Annotated in this window: 11 protein-coding genes, 2 rRNA genes and 1 pseudogene (1 of these 14 running past the window's edge); 12 read left to right on the top strand and 2 right to left on the bottom strand. The window is 71.5% G+C overall.

The window, feature by feature from the left end; genetic code table 11:
- The 4 genes and pseudogenes from SVTN_RS08605 to SVTN_RS45105 all read left to right on the top strand — a co-directional run.
- Positions 1–2,175: ribosomal RNA gene (locus SVTN_RS08605) — 23S ribosomal RNA — on the top strand (it extends 944 nt beyond the left edge of the window).
- Positions 2,176–2,281: 106 nt separating this feature from the next.
- A 5S ribosomal RNA gene (gene rrf, locus SVTN_RS08600) occupies positions 2,282–2,398 on the top strand.
- A 303-nt stretch (positions 2,399–2,701) separates the two neighbouring features.
- Positions 2,702–3,376: pseudogene (locus SVTN_RS46115) on the top strand (DEAD/DEAH box helicase); the annotation flags it as partial.
- Positions 3,377–3,982: 606 nt separating this feature from the next.
- Positions 3,983–4,780 carry a tetratricopeptide repeat protein gene (locus tag SVTN_RS45105; protein ID WP_218922713.1) on the top strand — a complete coding sequence of 266 codons (798 nt, stop codon included), beginning with the start codon at positions 3,983–3,985 and terminating at the stop codon, positions 4,778–4,780.
- Between the two features lie 75 nt (positions 4,781–4,855).
- Here the strand turns inward: SVTN_RS45105 and SVTN_RS08580 are convergent, their stop codons facing one another.
- On the bottom strand, positions 4,856–6,151 hold the full coding sequence (locus SVTN_RS08580; RefSeq protein ID WP_041128532.1) for a DUF1015 domain-containing protein: 1,296 nt from the start codon (positions 6,149–6,151) through the stop codon (positions 4,856–4,858).
- An 82-nt stretch (positions 6,152–6,233) separates the two neighbouring features.
- Between SVTN_RS08580 and SVTN_RS08575 the strand changes: the two genes are divergently transcribed.
- Both SVTN_RS08575 and SVTN_RS08570 read left to right on the top strand, forming a co-directional pair.
- Positions 6,234–7,298 (top strand): HAD hydrolase-like protein, encoded by a 1,065-nt coding sequence (locus SVTN_RS08575; protein WP_078908256.1) that lies wholly within the window; start codon positions 6,234–6,236, stop codon positions 7,296–7,298.
- Between the two features lie 109 nt (positions 7,299–7,407).
- On the top strand, positions 7,408–8,274 hold the full coding sequence (locus SVTN_RS08570; protein WP_041128531.1) for an ABC transporter ATP-binding protein: 867 nt from the start codon (positions 7,408–7,410) through the stop codon (positions 8,272–8,274).
- Positions 8,275–8,422: 148 nt separating this feature from the next.
- On the opposite strand, the gene SVTN_RS08565 is transcribed toward SVTN_RS08570, so the two are convergent.
- Entirely contained in the window at positions 8,423–8,770 is a 348-nt protein-coding gene (locus SVTN_RS08565) for an SCP2 sterol-binding domain-containing protein (protein ID WP_041128530.1), read from the bottom strand.
- A 42-nt stretch (positions 8,771–8,812) separates the two neighbouring features.
- On the opposite strand from SVTN_RS08565, the gene SVTN_RS08560 reads away from it, so the two are divergent.
- The 6 genes from SVTN_RS08560 (at position 8,813) to SVTN_RS08535 (ending at position 14,585) form a co-directional block, all read left to right on the top strand.
- Positions 8,813–9,070: a hypothetical protein gene (locus tag SVTN_RS08560; RefSeq protein WP_041128529.1), complete on the top strand. Its 258-nt coding sequence runs from the start codon at positions 8,813–8,815 to the stop codon at positions 9,068–9,070.
- 7 nt (positions 9,071–9,077) lie between these two features.
- Positions 9,078–9,893, top strand: a complete 816-nt coding sequence (locus SVTN_RS08555; protein ID WP_041128528.1) for a TlyA family RNA methyltransferase — start codon at positions 9,078–9,080, stop codon at positions 9,891–9,893.
- Complete coding sequence (locus SVTN_RS08550; protein ID WP_052499026.1) at positions 9,890–10,813, top strand: NAD kinase; 924 nt, start codon at positions 9,890–9,892, stop codon at positions 10,811–10,813. The genes SVTN_RS08555 and SVTN_RS08550 overlap by 4 nt, the downstream gene beginning before the upstream one ends.
- Before the next feature lie 82 nt (positions 10,814–10,895).
- Entirely contained in the window at positions 10,896–12,638 is a 1,743-nt protein-coding gene (recN, locus tag SVTN_RS08545) for a DNA repair protein RecN (protein ID WP_041128527.1), read from the top strand.
- Positions 12,635–13,360, top strand: a complete 726-nt coding sequence (locus SVTN_RS08540; RefSeq protein WP_041128526.1) for a hypothetical protein — start codon at positions 12,635–12,637, stop codon at positions 13,358–13,360. The genes recN and SVTN_RS08540 overlap by 4 nt, the downstream gene beginning before the upstream one ends.
- 145 nt (positions 13,361–13,505) lie before the next feature.
- Entirely contained in the window at positions 13,506–14,585 is a 1,080-nt protein-coding gene (locus SVTN_RS08535) for a glycosyltransferase family 4 protein (protein WP_078908255.1), read from the top strand.
- Positions 14,586–14,999 lie beyond the last annotated feature (414 nt).

The raw sequence follows: 14,999 nt of genomic DNA, 5'->3' as shown, positions 1-14,999 counted from the left end.
TGTTTCTTGCCGGAGGTAGAGCACTGGATAGGCGATGGGCCCTACCGGGTTACTGACCTTAGCCAAACTCCGAATGCCGGTAAGTGAGAGCACGGCAGTGAGACTGTGGGGGATAAGCTCCATGGTCGAGAGGGAAACAGCCCAGAGCATCGACTAAGGCCCCTAAGCGTACGCTAAGTGGGAAAGGATGTGGAGTCGCAGAGACAACCAGGAGGTTGGCTTAGAAGCAGCCACCCTTGAAAGAGTGCGTAATAGCTCACTGGTCAAGTGATTCCGCGCCGACAATGTAGCGGGGCTCAAGCGTACCGCCGAAGTCGTGTCATTGCAGCAAAAGCCCCAACGGGTGCTGTGATGGGTAGGGGAGCGTCGTGTGCCGGGTGAAGCAGCCGCGGAAGCGAGTTGTGGACGGTTCACGAGTGAGAATGCAGGCATGAGTAGCGATACACACGTGAGAAACGTGTGCGCCGATTGACTAAGGGTTCCTGGGTCAAGCTGATCTGCCCAGGGTAAGTCGGGACCTAAGGCGAGGCCGACAGGCGTAGTCGATGGACAACCGGTTGATATTCCGGTACCCGCTTTGAAACGCCCAATATCGAGCCCATTAATGCTAAGGCCGTGAAGCCGTTCCGGACCCTTCGGGGAAAGGAAAGTGGTGGAGCCGTCGACCCAAGGTGGTAGTAGGTAAGCGATGGGGTGACGCAGGAAGGTAGTCCAGCCCGGGCGGTGGTTGTCCCGGGGTAAGGGTGTAGGGCGTCACGTAGGCAAATCCGCGTGACACATAGCCTGAGACCTGATGCCGAGCCGATTGTGGTGAAGTGGATGATCCTATGCTGTCGAGAAAAGCCTCTAGCGAGTTTCATGGCGGCCCGTACCCTAAACCGACTCAGGTGGTCAGGTAGAGAATACCGAGGCGTTCGGGTGAACTATGGTTAAGGAACTCGGCAAAATGCCCCCGTAACTTCGGGAGAAGGGGGGCCACGCCTGGTGATGAGTCTTGCACTCTGAGCTGGGGGTGGCCGCAGAGACCAGCGAGAAGCGACTGTTTACTAAAAACACAGGTCCGTGCGAAGCCGTAAGGCGATGTATACGGACTGACGCCTGCCCGGTGCTGGAACGTTAAGGGGACCGGTTAGCTTGGTTTCGACCAGGCGAAGCTGAGAACTTAAGCGCCAGTAAACGGCGGTGGTAACTATAACCATCCTAAGGTAGCGAAATTCCTTGTCGGGTAAGTTCCGACCTGCACGAATGGCGTAACGACTTCTCGACTGTCTCAACCATAGGCCCGGTGAAATTGCACTACGAGTAAAGATGCTCGTTTCGCGCAGCAGGACGGAAAGACCCCGGGACCTTTACTACAGTTTGATATTGGTGTTCGGTTCGGCTTGTGTAGGATAGGTGGGAGACCGTGAAGCAGCCACGCCAGTGGTTGTGGAGTCGCCGTTGAAATACCACTCTGGTCGTGCTGGATGTCTAACCTCGGTCCGTGATCCGGATCAGGGACAGTGTCTGATGGGTAGTTTAACTGGGGCGGTTGCCTCCCAAAGGGTAACGGAGGCGCCCAAAGGTTCCCTCAGCCTGGTTGGCAATCAGGTGTTGAGTGTAAGTGCACAAGGGAGCTTGACTGTGAGACCGACGGGTCGAGCAGGGACGAAAGTCGGGACTAGTGATCCGGCGGTGGCTTGTGGAAGCGCCGTCGCTCAACGGATAAAAGGTACCCCGGGGATAACAGGCTGATCTTCCCCAAGAGTCCATATCGACGGGATGGTTTGGCACCTCGATGTCGGCTCGTCGCATCCTGGGGCTGGAGTCGGTCCCAAGGGTTGGGCTGTTCGCCCATTAAAGCGGTACGCGAGCTGGGTTTAGAACGTCGTGAGACAGTTCGGTCCCTATCCGCTGTGCGCGTAGGAATATTGAGAAGGGCTGTCCCTAGTACGAGAGGACCGGGACGGACGAACCTCTGGTGTGCCAGTTGTCCTGCCAAGGGCATGGCTGGTTGGCTACGTTCGGGAGGGATAACCGCTGAAAGCATCTAAGCGGGAAGCCTGCTTCGAGATGAGTATTCCCACCTCCTTGAGAGGGTAAGGCTCCCAGTAGACGACTGGGTTGATAGGCCGGATGTGGAAGCCCCGTGAGGGGTGGAGCTGACCGGTACTAATAGGCCGAGGGCTTGTCCTCAGTTGCTCGCGTCCACTGTGTTAGTTCTGAAGCAACGAACAGTTGCTGGTTTCTAGAGCTAGAACACAACTACAGAGTGTGCTTGTTCGCTCGAAACCGATAGGGTTTCGGTGGTCATAGCGTTAGGGAAACGCCCGGTTACATTCCGAACCCGGAAGCTAAGCCTTTCAGCGCCGATGGTACTGCAGGGGGGACCCTGTGGGAGAGTAGGACGCCGCCGAACAATTCTTCAGGACCCCTGGTCCCAGCGTTCACGCTGGGACCAGGGGTCCTTTTGTTTTTGCTTGACTTTCCGATGCGCGGCTGAGTGCCGGCTGCGCGAGAATGACTGCAGTACCCGAAGACAGGAGTCACACCGATGTCCACCAACTCTCCCGACGACCGTCCGGAGCGCGAGCCGCGTCGCAGGGACGGTGCCGGTGGCGACCGGGGCGGCTTCCGCGGGCCGCGCCGTGACGACAACCGTGGCGGTGGTGGCTTCCGTCGCGACGACCGCGGTGGTGACAACCGTGGCGGTGGTGGCTTCCGTCGCGACGACCGCGGTGGTGACAACCGTGGCGGTGGCGGCTTCCGTCGCGACGACCGCGGTGGTGACAACCGTGGCGGTGGCGGCTTCCGCCGTGACGACCGCGGTGGCGACAGCCGTGGCGGTGACAACCGCGGTGGTGGGTTCCGTCGCGATGACCGCGGTGGCGACAACCGTGGCGGTGGGTTCCGTCGTGATGAGCGGCGTGATGAGCGTCCGTCGTCGTTCCGTCGGGACGACCGTCCCTCCTACGGGCAGCGCGACGACCGCCGTGACGACAATCGTGGCGGCGGCTTCCGCCGCGATGACCGTGGCGGTGACAACCGCGGTGGCGGCTTCCGCCGTGACGACCGCGGTGGCGACAACCGTGGCGGTGGGTTCCGTCGTGATGAGCGGCGTGATGAGCGTCCGTCGTCGTTCCGTCGGGACGACCGTCCTTCCTACGGGCAGCGTGACGACCGTGGCGGCTTCCGTCGCGACGACCGTCCCTCGTACCCCTCGCGTGACGACAGCCGTGGTGGCAGTGGGTTCCGTCGTGACGATCGGCGTGACGAGCGTCCGTCGTCGTTCCGTCGGGACGACCGTCCCTCCTACGGGCAGCGCGACGACCGCCGTGACGACAATCGTGGCGGCGGGTTCCGTCGCGATGACCGTGGCGGTGACAACCGTGGTGGTGGCTTCCGTCGCGATGACCGCGGTGGCGACAACCGTGGCGGTGGCTTCCGTCGTGACGAGCGGCGTGATGAGCGTCCGTCGTCGTTCCGTCGGGACGACCGTCCCTCCTACGGGCAGCGCGACGACCGCCGTGACGACAATCGTGGCGGCGGGTTCCGTCGCGATGACCGTGGCGGTGACAACCGTGGTGGTGGCTTCCGTCGCGATGACCGCGGTGGCGACAACCGTGGCGGTGGCTTCCGTCGTGACGATCGGCGTGATGAGCGTCCGTCGTCGTTCCGTCGGGACGACCGTCCTTCCTACGGGCAGCGCGACGACCGTGGCGGCTTCCGTCGCGACGACCGGCGTGACGAGCGGCGCGATGAGCGTCCCTCGTCGTTCCGTCGGGACGACAGCCGTGGTGGCGGTGGGTTCCGTCGTGACGACCGCGGTGGCGACAGCCGTGGCGGGTTCCGTGGCCGTGACGACCGGGGCGGCGACCGCGGTGGGTTCCGTGGCCGTGACGACCGGGGCGGCGACCGCGGTGGGTACCGTGGCCGTGACGACCGGGGCGGCTTCGGGCGTCGTGACGACCGGGACCGGGGCGACCGTGCGCCGATCAAGCGTCTGCCGATCCCGCCGGAGGTCACCGGTGAGGAGATCGACCCGGACGTGCGCCAGGAGCTCATGAGCCTTCCCAAGGGGCTCGCCGAGGACGTCTCGCGCAACCTCGTCATGGTCGCCCAGCTGATCGACGAGGACCCGGAGAAGGCCTACGGCTACTCCCGGGTCGCCCTGCGGCTCGCGTCCCGTGTCGCGGCCGTCCGCGAGGCCGCCGGCTTCGCCGCGTACGCGACGCAGAAGTACTCCGAGGCCCTTGCCGAGTTCCGCGCGGCTCGCCGGATGAGCGGCGGCGTCGAGCTGTGGCCCGTCATGGCCGACTGCGAGCGCGGCCTCGGCCGGCCCGAGCGGGCCCTCGCCATGGCCGGTGAGCCCGAGGTGCAGAAGCTGGACAAGGCCGGGCAGGTCGAGATGCGGCTCGTCGCCGCCGGCGCCCGCCGGGACCTGGGGCAGCTCGACGCGGCCATCGTGACGCTGCAGAGCCCCGAGCTCGCCTCCAGCGCCGTGCACCCGTGGACCGCGCGCCTGCGGTACGCGTACGCCGACGCGCTGCTCGCCGCCGGCCGTGAGCGCGAGGCGCGCGAGTGGTTCGCCAAGGCCCTGGAGGCCGACAAGGACGGCGCCACGGACGCCTCCGACCGGCTCGCCGAGATGGACGGAGTCGAGTTCGTCGACGCCTTCGACGAGTCCGAGGACGAGTCCGACGAGGAGTCGGACGAGTCGGGCGTCGTCGATGTCGAGCTCGACGTCGACGAGGATGACGAGGATGACGAGGACGAGGACCGGGACGGCGACAAGGGCTGATCCGGGCCTGTAGCGCCTGTAGTGAGAAGGGCGGCACCCGTCGGGTGCCGCCCTTCTTCGTTTCCGTCCGTGAGTTCAGTCCAGCGCCAGGCTCCTCAGGACCAGGCCTGTCGCCGGCTTCGGGCCGAACGAGGTCGACTTGCGGGGCATCGTGACGCCCTGGCGGGCGAGGTCGCGGACGACCTCCTCCCGTACCGGGTGCATGAGGACCGCCGTACCGCCGCGGCGTTCCGCCTGGGCGACCGCCGCCTCCGTGTCGTGGATGTAGGCGATGTCCTCGGGGGCGTCCGGGATGTGCCAGAGGTGTTCCAGGAGGGTGGAGTGCAGGACCGTGGCGTCCAGGGTCCGCCAGGCCTGGGGGCGGTCCGTGCGGATCGTGCGGTCGAGGAGGGCGGGGTCCGGGTGGTCCAGGAGGTGGAAGGTGCCGTCACCCGCGAGGAGGAAGGCGTTGCCTTCGGCCGCGGCGTCCGCGAGGGCCTCCAGGGCCACGGGCAGCGGCCGGTCGATCCTGCGGACCCGGAAGGCGTCGCCGAGGGCCGTGAGGGCGTCGGCGACCGGCAGGCGGTTGAGGAGACGGTGGATGGCGCGGACCCGCAGGGGGTAGCGGGCGGTGTCGATGAGGAGGACCAGGCCGTAGTTCCAGGGGCCGGGCGCCGCGTGCTCCTCGCGGAGGCGCAGGTAGGTCGCCCAGCGGTGGTGGCCGTCGGCGATGAGGGCCTGGTGCCGGGCCAGTTCGCCGGCGATCGTGGCGAGTTCAGCGGGGTCCGTGACCGACCAGAGGCGGTGCTGGAAGCCGTCCTCCGTGGTGGTGGAGAGGAGGGGCTCGCGCCGGACCGTGCGCTCGATGACCGCGTCGGCGCCGCCCTCCTCCTCTCCGACGTAGGTGAGGAGCAGGGGCTCCAGGTTGGCGGCCGTGGTCCGCATCAGGGCGGCGCGGTCCTCGACGACGTGCGGCATGACGTCCTCGTGGGGGAGGACGATGCCCTCGGCCGGGGCGGATAGCTCCAGGGCGCCGATGATGCCGCGCTGGAGGATGCCGTCGCCCTCCTGCTCGTACACGTAGAGCGCGGGCTCCGGGTCCGGGGCGAGGACGCCGTCCGCGAGCCAGCGGTCGAGGGTGACGGCGGCCTTGCGGTGGCGGGTGCCGGCGGTGATCGCCTGGGGCAGGATCAGCCGGACGATGTTGTGCGGGTCCGCGGACTCCAGATGGAGCAGTCCGTCAGGTCGTACGACGACGTCGTAGGGAGGGGACGTCACGGCGGCGAGGCTGCCGACCCGCTCGGGGACGTAACGGAGTCCGCGGAACGGGGTCAGGCGCAGGCCTGTGGCGTCGTCGCGGACGTCATCGGCCGCGTGACCTGAGGTGTTCATCTCGTCATCGTATGTGGCCTGTGGGCATGAGCGATGATCGGGGGAGCGGGGGAATTCCACCCAGTGAGCTGAGGAGTGTGCGGTGACGGTGCGGAACGGCCAGAGGAAGTACCCCGGGGGCAGCGCGGTCGCGTTGAGCGAGGCCTACGACACGGCGCTCCTGGACCTGGACGGTGTCGTGTACTTCGCGGGCGGGGCGGCGATCCCGTACGCGGTGGAAGCGCTGGGTGCGGCGCGGGCCGGCGGGATGCACCTGGCGTACGTCACCAACAACGCGCTGCGGACGCCCGGTGAGGTGGCGGAGCACCTGACGGAGCTCGGTCTGTCGGCGGAGGCCGGGGACGTGGTCACCTCGGCGCAGGCGGTGGCCCGGCTGATCGCCGACGACGTGCCGGCCGGGTCCCGGGTCCTCGTCGTCGGCGGCGAGGGGCTGCGGGTGGCGCTGCGCGAGCGGGGTCTCGTGCCGGTGGACTCGGCGGACGACGACCCGGCGGCGGTCGTGCAGGGGTACGGCGGGCCGGGGATGCCGTGGGCGCGGTTCGCGGAGGCCGCCTACGCGGTCGGGCGCGGGGTGCCCTGGTACGCCTCGAACACGGACCTGACGATTCCCGGGACGCGGGGGATCGGACCGGGGAACGGGGCGGCGGTGGAGGTCGTGCGGATCGCCACCGGGCACCGGGTGGAGCCGAAGGTCGCGGGGAAGCCGCTGCCGCCGATGCACCGGGAGACGGTGCTGCGGACGGGGGCGGAGCGGCCGCTGGTGGTCGGGGACCGGCTCGACACGGACATCGAGGGCGCGTTCAACGGCGGGGTCGACTCGCTGCTCGTGCTGACCGGGGTGACGGACGTGGCGCAGCTGCTCGCGGCCGTGCCCGAGCACCGGCCCACGTATGTGGCGGCCGATCTGCGGGGGCTGCTCACGGGTCAGCCGGAGGTCGCCGCGGACGGGGACGGGGGCTTCGTGTGCGGGGGATGGCGGGCCTCCGTGAGCGGCGGTGAGCTCGTCCTCGACGGGACGCCGGGTGAAGGGGCGGACGTGATGGACGCGGTACGGGCGCTGTGCGGGGCCTCGTGGTCCGCGGCGGACGCGGCGCCGGGCGCCGGTGTGCCCGGTGCGGGGAAGGTGCTGGCGCTGCTCGGGGTGTGAGACGTCGGCGCCCGGGCAGGGAGTGAAGTTGGGTAGGCTAACCTAACTTCGCGTGGGTCGTGGTCGTCACCGCCGGGCACGACCACGGACGAGAACCGGGAGTGCGGGTATGGACGGTCGGCAGCGGCAGCGCCTGAGTGCGGAATCGGTCACCCTGGCGTACGAGCAGCGGGTCATCGCCCGCGAGCTGTCCGTCGCGATCCCCGACAACTCGTTCACCGTCATCGTCGGGCCCAACGCCTGCGGCAAGTCCACCCTCCTGCGCGCCCTCTCCCGGATGCTGAAGCCCAGCGAGGGCCGCGTCCTGCTCGACGGGCAGTCGATCCACACGATGCCCGCCAAGAAGGTCGCCAAGACCCTCGGGCTGCTGCCGCAGACCTCCGTGGCCCCCGACGGCATCACCGTCGCCGACCTCGTCGCGCGCGGCCGCTACCCGCACCAGGGGCTGCTGCGCCAGTGGTCCTCGGAGGACGAGCGGATCGTCCGGGAGTCGATGGAGTCGACCGGTGTCGCCGAGCTCGCCGAGCGGTACGTGGACGAGCTCTCGGGCGGTCAGCGCCAGCGCGTCTGGATCGCCATGGCGCTCGCCCAGCAGACCCCGCTGCTGCTGCTCGACGAGCCCACCACGTACCTCGACATCCAGCACCAGATCGACGTCCTCGACCTGTGCGCCGAGCTGCACGAGACGCAGGGGCGGACGCTCGTCGCCGTCCTCCACGACCTCAATCACGCGGCCCGGTACGCCACCCACCTCATCGCCGTCCGAGACGGCGAGGTCGTCGCCGAGGGCCCGCCGTCCGAGGTCGTGACCGCCGAGCTGGTCGAGCGGGTCTTCGGGCTGCGCTGCCAGGTCATCGACGACCCGGAGACGGGGACGCCGCTGGTCGTGCCGGCCGGGCGGAAGGCGCGCGGCCGGGCGACCGTGCCGGCGCAGGCCGAGGAGCCGGCTGCTCAGGAACCCGCGCTGCAGAAGTGACCCATGGCGGGGGAGTGCCTGGCGTGGACGTGGCCCGTGGCGGGGGAGTGCCTGGCGTGGAGGTGGCCCCTGGCGGGGGAGCGCCCGGCGTGGAGGTGACCTGAGGCGGGAGAGCGGCCGGCGCGGACGTGGTCCGAGGGTGCCCCGGTCACAGGAGTGATCGCAGCCGCAGCAGGTCGCGGAAGCCGGCCTCCAGTCTGACCCGGCCGGAGGCCCAGGCCTTCGCGAAGTTCAGCCCGCCGTCCACCATCGCCACCAGGTCGTCACCGGTCATCGCGAGCCGGATCTGCGCCTTGGTCCGCGGCGGGCCCTCCACCGTCCCGTCGACCAGGATCCGGCCGTCCGCGAGGCGGCCCGTGAACGTCGTGTCGAGGTCGGTGATGTGGCAGCTCAGGCTGCGGTCGAGCGCGGCCGCACCGCGCAGGCCGTCGTCCGCCCGCGCGAGATTGTCCGAAAGTCTGTCCAGTGCGCCGCGGCACTCCGTGATCGTCGCCATCGTCGTCGACGGTACCCCAGGGCTTCGAGGTAGCGTCGGGGCATGAGTGATGAGATGCCGGAGCCCGTCGAGAAGACGGACGAGGCGTACGAGCCCGCCGGGCCCGCGCCGCTCGGTGTCGCCCTGGAGCCCACCGGCCATCCCGCCGTCGACGCCCACCTGGCGCGTCTCGCCGAGGTGGACCACCTCCCGGCGGACGGACACCTGGAGGTGTACGAGGATGTACACCGTGGACTGCGCGCCGAGCTGACCTCGCTCGACACGCACCCCGCCCCCCGTCCGTACGACAACAGGAGCTGAACCGAACGTGGCAGGACCGGCACGCCGCCGTCTCGACGCCGAGCTGGTACGGCGCAAGCTCGCGCGCTCGCGCGAGCACGCCAGCCAGCTGATCGCCGCGGGCCGGGTGACCGTCGGCAAGACCGTCGCCACCAAGCCCGCCACCCAGGTCGAGACCGCCGCGGCCATCGTCGTCGCCCAGGACGACTCCGACCCCGACTACGTCTCGCGCGGCGGCCACAAGCTCGCCGGGGCCTTCGCCGCCTTCGTGCCGCAGGGGCTGCAGGTCGAGGGCCGGCGCGCCCTGGACGCCGGAGCCTCCACCGGTGGCTTCACCGACGTCCTGCTGCGCGCGGGCGCCGCCCACGTCGTCGCCGTCGACGTCGGCTACGGACAGCTCGCCTGGTCGCTGCAGAGCGACGAGCGCGTCACCGTGAAGGACCGCACGAACGTACGCGAGTTGACGATCGACGCGATCGACGGGATCCCGGTCGACCTCGTCGTCGGCGACCTGTCCTTCATCCCGCTCGGGCTCGTCCTGCCCGCCCTCGCGGCCTGCACGGCGCCCGGCGCCGACCTCGTCCTCATGGTCAAGCCGCAGTTCGAGGTGGGCAAGGAGCGGCTCGGCACCGGCGGAGTCGTACGTTCCGCCGAACTCCGCGCGGACGCCGTGAAGAACGTGGCCCGGCAGGCCGGAGAGCTCGGCCTCGGCGTCCTCGGCGTCACCGCCAGCCCGCTGCCCGGCCCCTCGGGCAACGTCGAGTACTTTCTGTGGCTGCGGGCAGGCGCGCCCGCGCTGGATCCGGCGGACGTCGACCGCGCCGTGGCGGAGGGACCTCGTTGAACTCAACTGCAGCAGCACCATCGGGAACAACACGCACCGTCTTCCTGCTCGCGCACACCGGCCGTCCGGCCGCCGTGCGCAGCGCCGAACTGGTCGTCCTGGGGCTGCTGCGGAGCGGCATCGGCGTCCGCGTCCTGGAGGCCGAAGCCGCGGACCTGCCGCTGCCGCCGTCCGTCGAGAAGGTGCCGGAGGCCTGCTCCGACGCGCTCGACGGCTGTGAACTCCTCGTCGTCCTCGGTGGCGACGGCACCCTGCTGCGCGGCGCCGAGTTCTCCCGCGCCTCCGGCGTGCCCATGCTCGGCGTCAACCTGGGGCGCGTCGGCTTCCTCGCGGAGGCCGAGCGCGACGACCTCGACAAGGTCGTCGACCGGGTCGTCACCAAGGCGTACGAGGTCGAGGAGCGGATGACCCTCGACGTCGTCGTGTACGAGAACGGCGACGTCCTGCACCGCGACTGGGCGCTCAACGAGGCCGCCGTGCAGAAGGTCTCCCCGGAACGGATGCTGGAGGTCGTCCTCGCGATCGACGGGCGCCCGGTGACCGGCTTCGGCTGCGACGGGGTGATCTGCGCGACCCCCACCGGGTCCACCGCGTACGCCTTCTCGGCGGGCGGGCCCGTCGTCTGGCCCGAGGTCGAGGCGCTCCTCATGGTCCCGATCGGGGCCCACGCCCTCTTCGCCAAGCCCCTCGTCACCACCCCCCAGTCGGTGCTCGCCGTCGAGGTCGAGCCGCACACCCCGCACGGGGTGCTGTGGTGCGACGGGCGGCGGACCGTGGAACTCCCGGCGGGCGCGCGCGTCGAGGTCCGGCGCGGCGCCGTGCCCGTGCGGCTCGCCCGGCTGCACCACGCCTCCTTCACCGACCGGCTCGTCGCCAAGTTCGCCCTGCCCGTGTCGGGGTGGCGCGGCGCACCGCGCTGATCCCCCGGCCCGCTCCGTAACGAGTGGTGCTCCCGGGGGTTACGCACGGGGGCGATGTCGCATCCGACCCGGGAAACCTCGTATGGTCTGGGGCGTGCTGGAGGAGATGCGGATACGGTCGCTCGGGGTCATCGACGACGCGGTGGTCGAGCTGTCGCCCGGATTCACCGCGGTGACCGGTGAGACCGGTGCGGGCAAGACGATGGTCGTGACCAGCCTGGGGCTGCTGCTCGGCGGACGTGCCGACCCCGCCCTGGTGCGGATCGGCGCGGCCTCGGCCGTCGTCGAGGGGCGGATCAGCGTGCCCCCGGGCTCGTCCGTCGCCGTACGCGCCGAGGAGGCCGGTGCCGAGCTCGACGAGGGCGTGCTCCTCGTCAGCCGTACGGTCTCCGCCGAGGGACGCTCGCGCGCCCACCTCGGCGGGCGCTCCGTGCCCGTCGGGCTGCTCGCCGAACTCGCCGACGACCTCGTCGCCGTCCACGGCCAGACCGACCAGCAGGGCCTCCTCAAGCCCGCCCGGCAGCGCGGCGCGCTCGACCGGTACGCGGGCGAGGCCGTCTCCGTGCCGCTCGCCGCCTACGGCGAGGCGTACCGGCGGCTGCGGGCCGTCACCGCCGAGCTGGACGAGATCACCACGCGGGCGCGTGAGCGGGCCCAGGAGGCCGATCTGCTGCGCTTCGGGCTCGGCGAGATCGAGGCCGTCGAACCGCGCCCGGGCGAGGACGTCGAACTCGCCGCCGAGGCCGAGCGGCTCGGCCACGCCGAGGCCCTCGCCTCCGCCGCCGCGCTCGCGCACGCCGCGCTCGCGGGCAACCCCGAGGACCCCGAGGCCGTCGACGCGACCACCCTGGTCGCGGGCGCGGGCCGGGCCCTGGAGGCCGTACGGTCGCACGATCCGGCGCTCGCCGGGCTCGCCGACCGGATGGGCGAGATCTCCATCCTCCTTTCGGACGTGGCGCAGGAACTGGCCGGATACGCCGACGACCTCGACGCCGACCCGCTGCGGCTCGCCGCCGTCGAGGAGCGGCGTGCCCTGCTCACCCAGCTCACCCGGAAGTACGGCGAGGACATCGACGCCGTCCTCGCCTGGGCCGAGGAGAGCGCCGGGCGGCTCGGCGAGCTCGAGGGCGACGACGATCGCATCGAGGAACTCACCGCCGAACGGGACCGGCTGCGCGACGAGCTGTCGGTGCTCGCCCAGGCGCTCACCGACGCGCGCACGGAGACCGCCGCCCGGTTCGCCGACGCGGTCACCGCCGAACTCGCCTCGCTCGCCATGCCGCACGCGCGCGTGTCCTTCGCCATCTCCCAGACCGAGGACGAGGAGGGCGTCGAGGTCGGCGGCCGGCGCGTCGCCTACGGGCCGTCCGGCGCCGACGAGGTCGAGCTGCTGCTCGCCCCGCACCCCGGCGCCCCGCCCCGGCCCATCGCCAAGGGCGCGTCCGGCGGCGAGCTGTCCCGCGTGATGCTCGCCGTGGAGGTCGTCTTCGCCGGGGTCGACCCCGTGCCGACGTACCTCTTCGACGAGGTCGACGCGGGCGTCGGCGGCAAGGCGGCCGTCGAGATCGGCCGCCGGCTCGCCAAGCTCGCCAAGTCCGCGCAGGTCGTCGTCGTCACCCACCTCCCGCAGGTCGCGGCCTTCGCCGACCGGCAGCTGCTCGTCGAGAAGACCAACGACGGCTCCGTCACCCGCTCCGGCGTCACCGTCCTGGAGGGCGAGGAGCGCGTCCGGGAGCTGTCCCGGATGCTCGCCGGCCAGGAGGACTCCGAGACCGCCAGGGCCCACGCGGAGGAGCTGCTGGCCACGGCCCGGGCGGACGCGTGACCCGGGCCCCGGGGCGGATCGGTACGTTCGCCGTCGCCTTCGGTGCGACCCGGCTCGCGTACGGGCGGCTCCGGCGGCGGCCGCCGGGGAACCCCGGCAGTTGGGAGCGGACCAACCACGCGGGCCGTCGGGTCCTCCTCCAGGCCGGTCAGGCCGCTGCGTTCGGTTCGGCCGTCGCCGCCCTGCCCGCCGCACCGCCCGCCGCTCTGGCCGTCGCCGCGGCGGCCGCGTGCGGGCGGTACGACGACCTGCGCGGTGACCACCGGCGCGGGTTCCGGGCGCATCTGGGGGCGCTCCGTGGTGGCGAGGTGACCAGTGGGGCCGTGAAGCTCTTCGGGATCGGTGCCGCCTCGCTCGCCGCCGGGGCCCTCCTCAAGGAGAAGCCCCTCGACAAGGTCCTCGCCGGTGTCGTCATCGCCGGCACCGCGCACCTCGTGAACCTCGTGGACGTACGGCCGGGGCGCGCGGGCCTCCTCGTGCTCGGGCTCGGCGCGCCGGGGCTGCTGCGGGGGGCGCTCGCGGGCGCGCCGATGGGAGCGGCGGCGGCCGTCCTCGGCGACGACCTCGGAGAGGTCGCCATGCTCGGCGACGCCGGCGCGCACGCGCTCGGTGCCGCCGTCGGCAGCGCCATCGCCGCCTCCAACGGGCGGCTCGGGCTCGCGGCGCACGCGGCCGGGCTGGTGGCCGCCGCGGTGTGGGGGGAGCGGGCGGCTTCCGCCTGAGGGGCCGACTTCTCGTGCGCTCACCCGTGTGGGTGAACCCGTGGTGTGGGTCGCCGTGCCGTACGCCTTCCGCGCAGGGGAACGACGCCATTTCGGTGCCGGAACGTGCGTACGGTCGGGGGCACGGACTGGCATCCTTGGGCGCGTGACACAGCTCCGTACGGTCCAAGTGCTGGGCGGCGGCGGCGCGGGCAGCAGCGCGCACGTCCGATCACTTGCCTCGGGGCTGGTGGCGAGGGGCGTGCGGGTGACCGTGTGCGCCCCGGCCGAACTCGACCGCGCATACGACTACCTGGGCGCAGGCGCACACTTCGTGCCCCTGCCGCGCCTCGGCGACCCCGCGACCGTCACCGCGCTCCGCAACGCCTGCATCGGCGCCGACGTGGTCCACGCGCACGGCCTCCAGGCCTCCGTGCGGGCCGCGCTCGCGCTGGCCGGGGGCACGCGGACCCCGCTCGTGACCACCTGGCACAGCCGGAACCACGTCGACGGGGCGCGGGGCGGAGTGCTGCGGCTCCTGGAGCGGAAGACCGCGCGGGCCGCGACCGTCGTCCTCGGCACCTCCTCCGAACTCGTCGACCGGGCCCGGCGGCGCGGGGCCCGGGACGCCCGCCTCGCCCCCGTCACCGTGCCCCCCGCGCGCGGGCCCGTCTGCCTCCACGACGGCAAGGCCCGCGCCGAACTCGGCGCCGTCGACCGGCCGCTGCTCATGGCCGTCGGGGCGCTCGAACGCGGGCGGGGGTACCGGACGCTGCTCGACGCGGCGCGGTTGTGGCGGGGGCTCGATCCGGAACCGCTGCTCGTCATCGCCGGGGAAGGACGCGAACGGGCCTTCCTGCAACGGCGGATCGTCGAGGAACGGCTCTCCGTGCGGCTCATCGGGCGGCGGGACGACGTCGCCGAGCTGCTCGCGGCCGCGGATGTCGCCGTGCTGCCGTCGCGGTGGGAGGCCCGCTCCCTGCTCGCGCAGGAGGCGCTGCGGCTCGGGGTGCCGCTCGTCGCGACGGCCGTCGGCGGCGTACCGGAACTCGTCGGGGACGCGGCGGAGTTGGTGCCGTACGGGGACGCGGAGGCCCTGGCGGGGGCGGTGCGGGGACTCCTTGAGGACGCGGACCGGAGGATGGACCTGGCGGCGGCGGGGCGGGTGCAGGCGGGGTCGTGGCCCACGGAGGACGAGACGGTGGCGCACGTGCTGTCGGTGTACGACGAGCTGTCGGGACGGTAGCCGTCGCCTGGGCCTGCGCCGCGCGCCCGTGTGGACCCGCGCCCGTGTGGGCCTGCGCCCCGCCCGTTGTGGGCAGTCGTTCCGCTGGGGCGGAACGGGTGGGCACAACGGACCCGCGCCCTGCCGGCGCCCGAGGCTCCCGCGCCTGGACCCGCACCGGAAGCGCGCCGCGGCGGTGGTGCGGGTCCAGGCGCGGAACGCGGAGGCGCCGCTGAAGGGCGCCGTCCCGTGTGCCCACCCGTCCCGCCCCAGCGGGACGATTGCCCACACGGCGGGCAGCGGGGCACCGCCCGGCCGGGCGCGGGCACCACGCGGGCGCGGGACGAAGGCCCAGCCGGGCGCGGGCCCCGCACGAGGCGGGACGCGGGGCCACACGGCGGGCAGCGGGGCGCCGCACGGTCGGGTGTGGGTCCC

Origin of the sequence: Streptomyces vietnamensis (genome assembly GCF_000830005.1) — a bacterium.
Taxonomy (GTDB): domain Bacteria; phylum Actinomycetota; class Actinomycetes; order Streptomycetales; family Streptomycetaceae; genus Streptomyces; species Streptomyces vietnamensis.
The sequence above is the reverse complement of the archived record's forward strand: the minus strand, read 5'-3'. Positions and strand labels throughout refer to the sequence as shown.

Excerpts from the sequence above, each read along its gene's own strand:
- SVTN_RS08570 (WP_041128531.1), top strand. The coding sequence starts at position 7,408 with ATGGACGGTCGGCAGCGGCAGCGCCTGAGTGCGGAATCGGTCACCCTG.
- SVTN_RS08565 (WP_041128530.1), bottom strand. The coding sequence starts at position 8,770 with ATGGCGACGATCACGGAGTGCCGCGGCGCACTGGACAGACTTTCGGAC.
- SVTN_RS08560 (WP_041128529.1), top strand. The coding sequence starts at position 8,813 with ATGAGTGATGAGATGCCGGAGCCCGTCGAGAAGACGGACGAGGCGTAC.
- SVTN_RS08580 (WP_041128532.1), bottom strand. The coding sequence starts at position 6,151 with ATGAACACCTCAGGTCACGCGGCCGATGACGTCCGCGACGACGCCACA.
- recN (WP_041128527.1), top strand. The coding sequence starts at position 10,896 with ATGGTCTGGGGCGTGCTGGAGGAGATGCGGATACGGTCGCTCGGGGTC.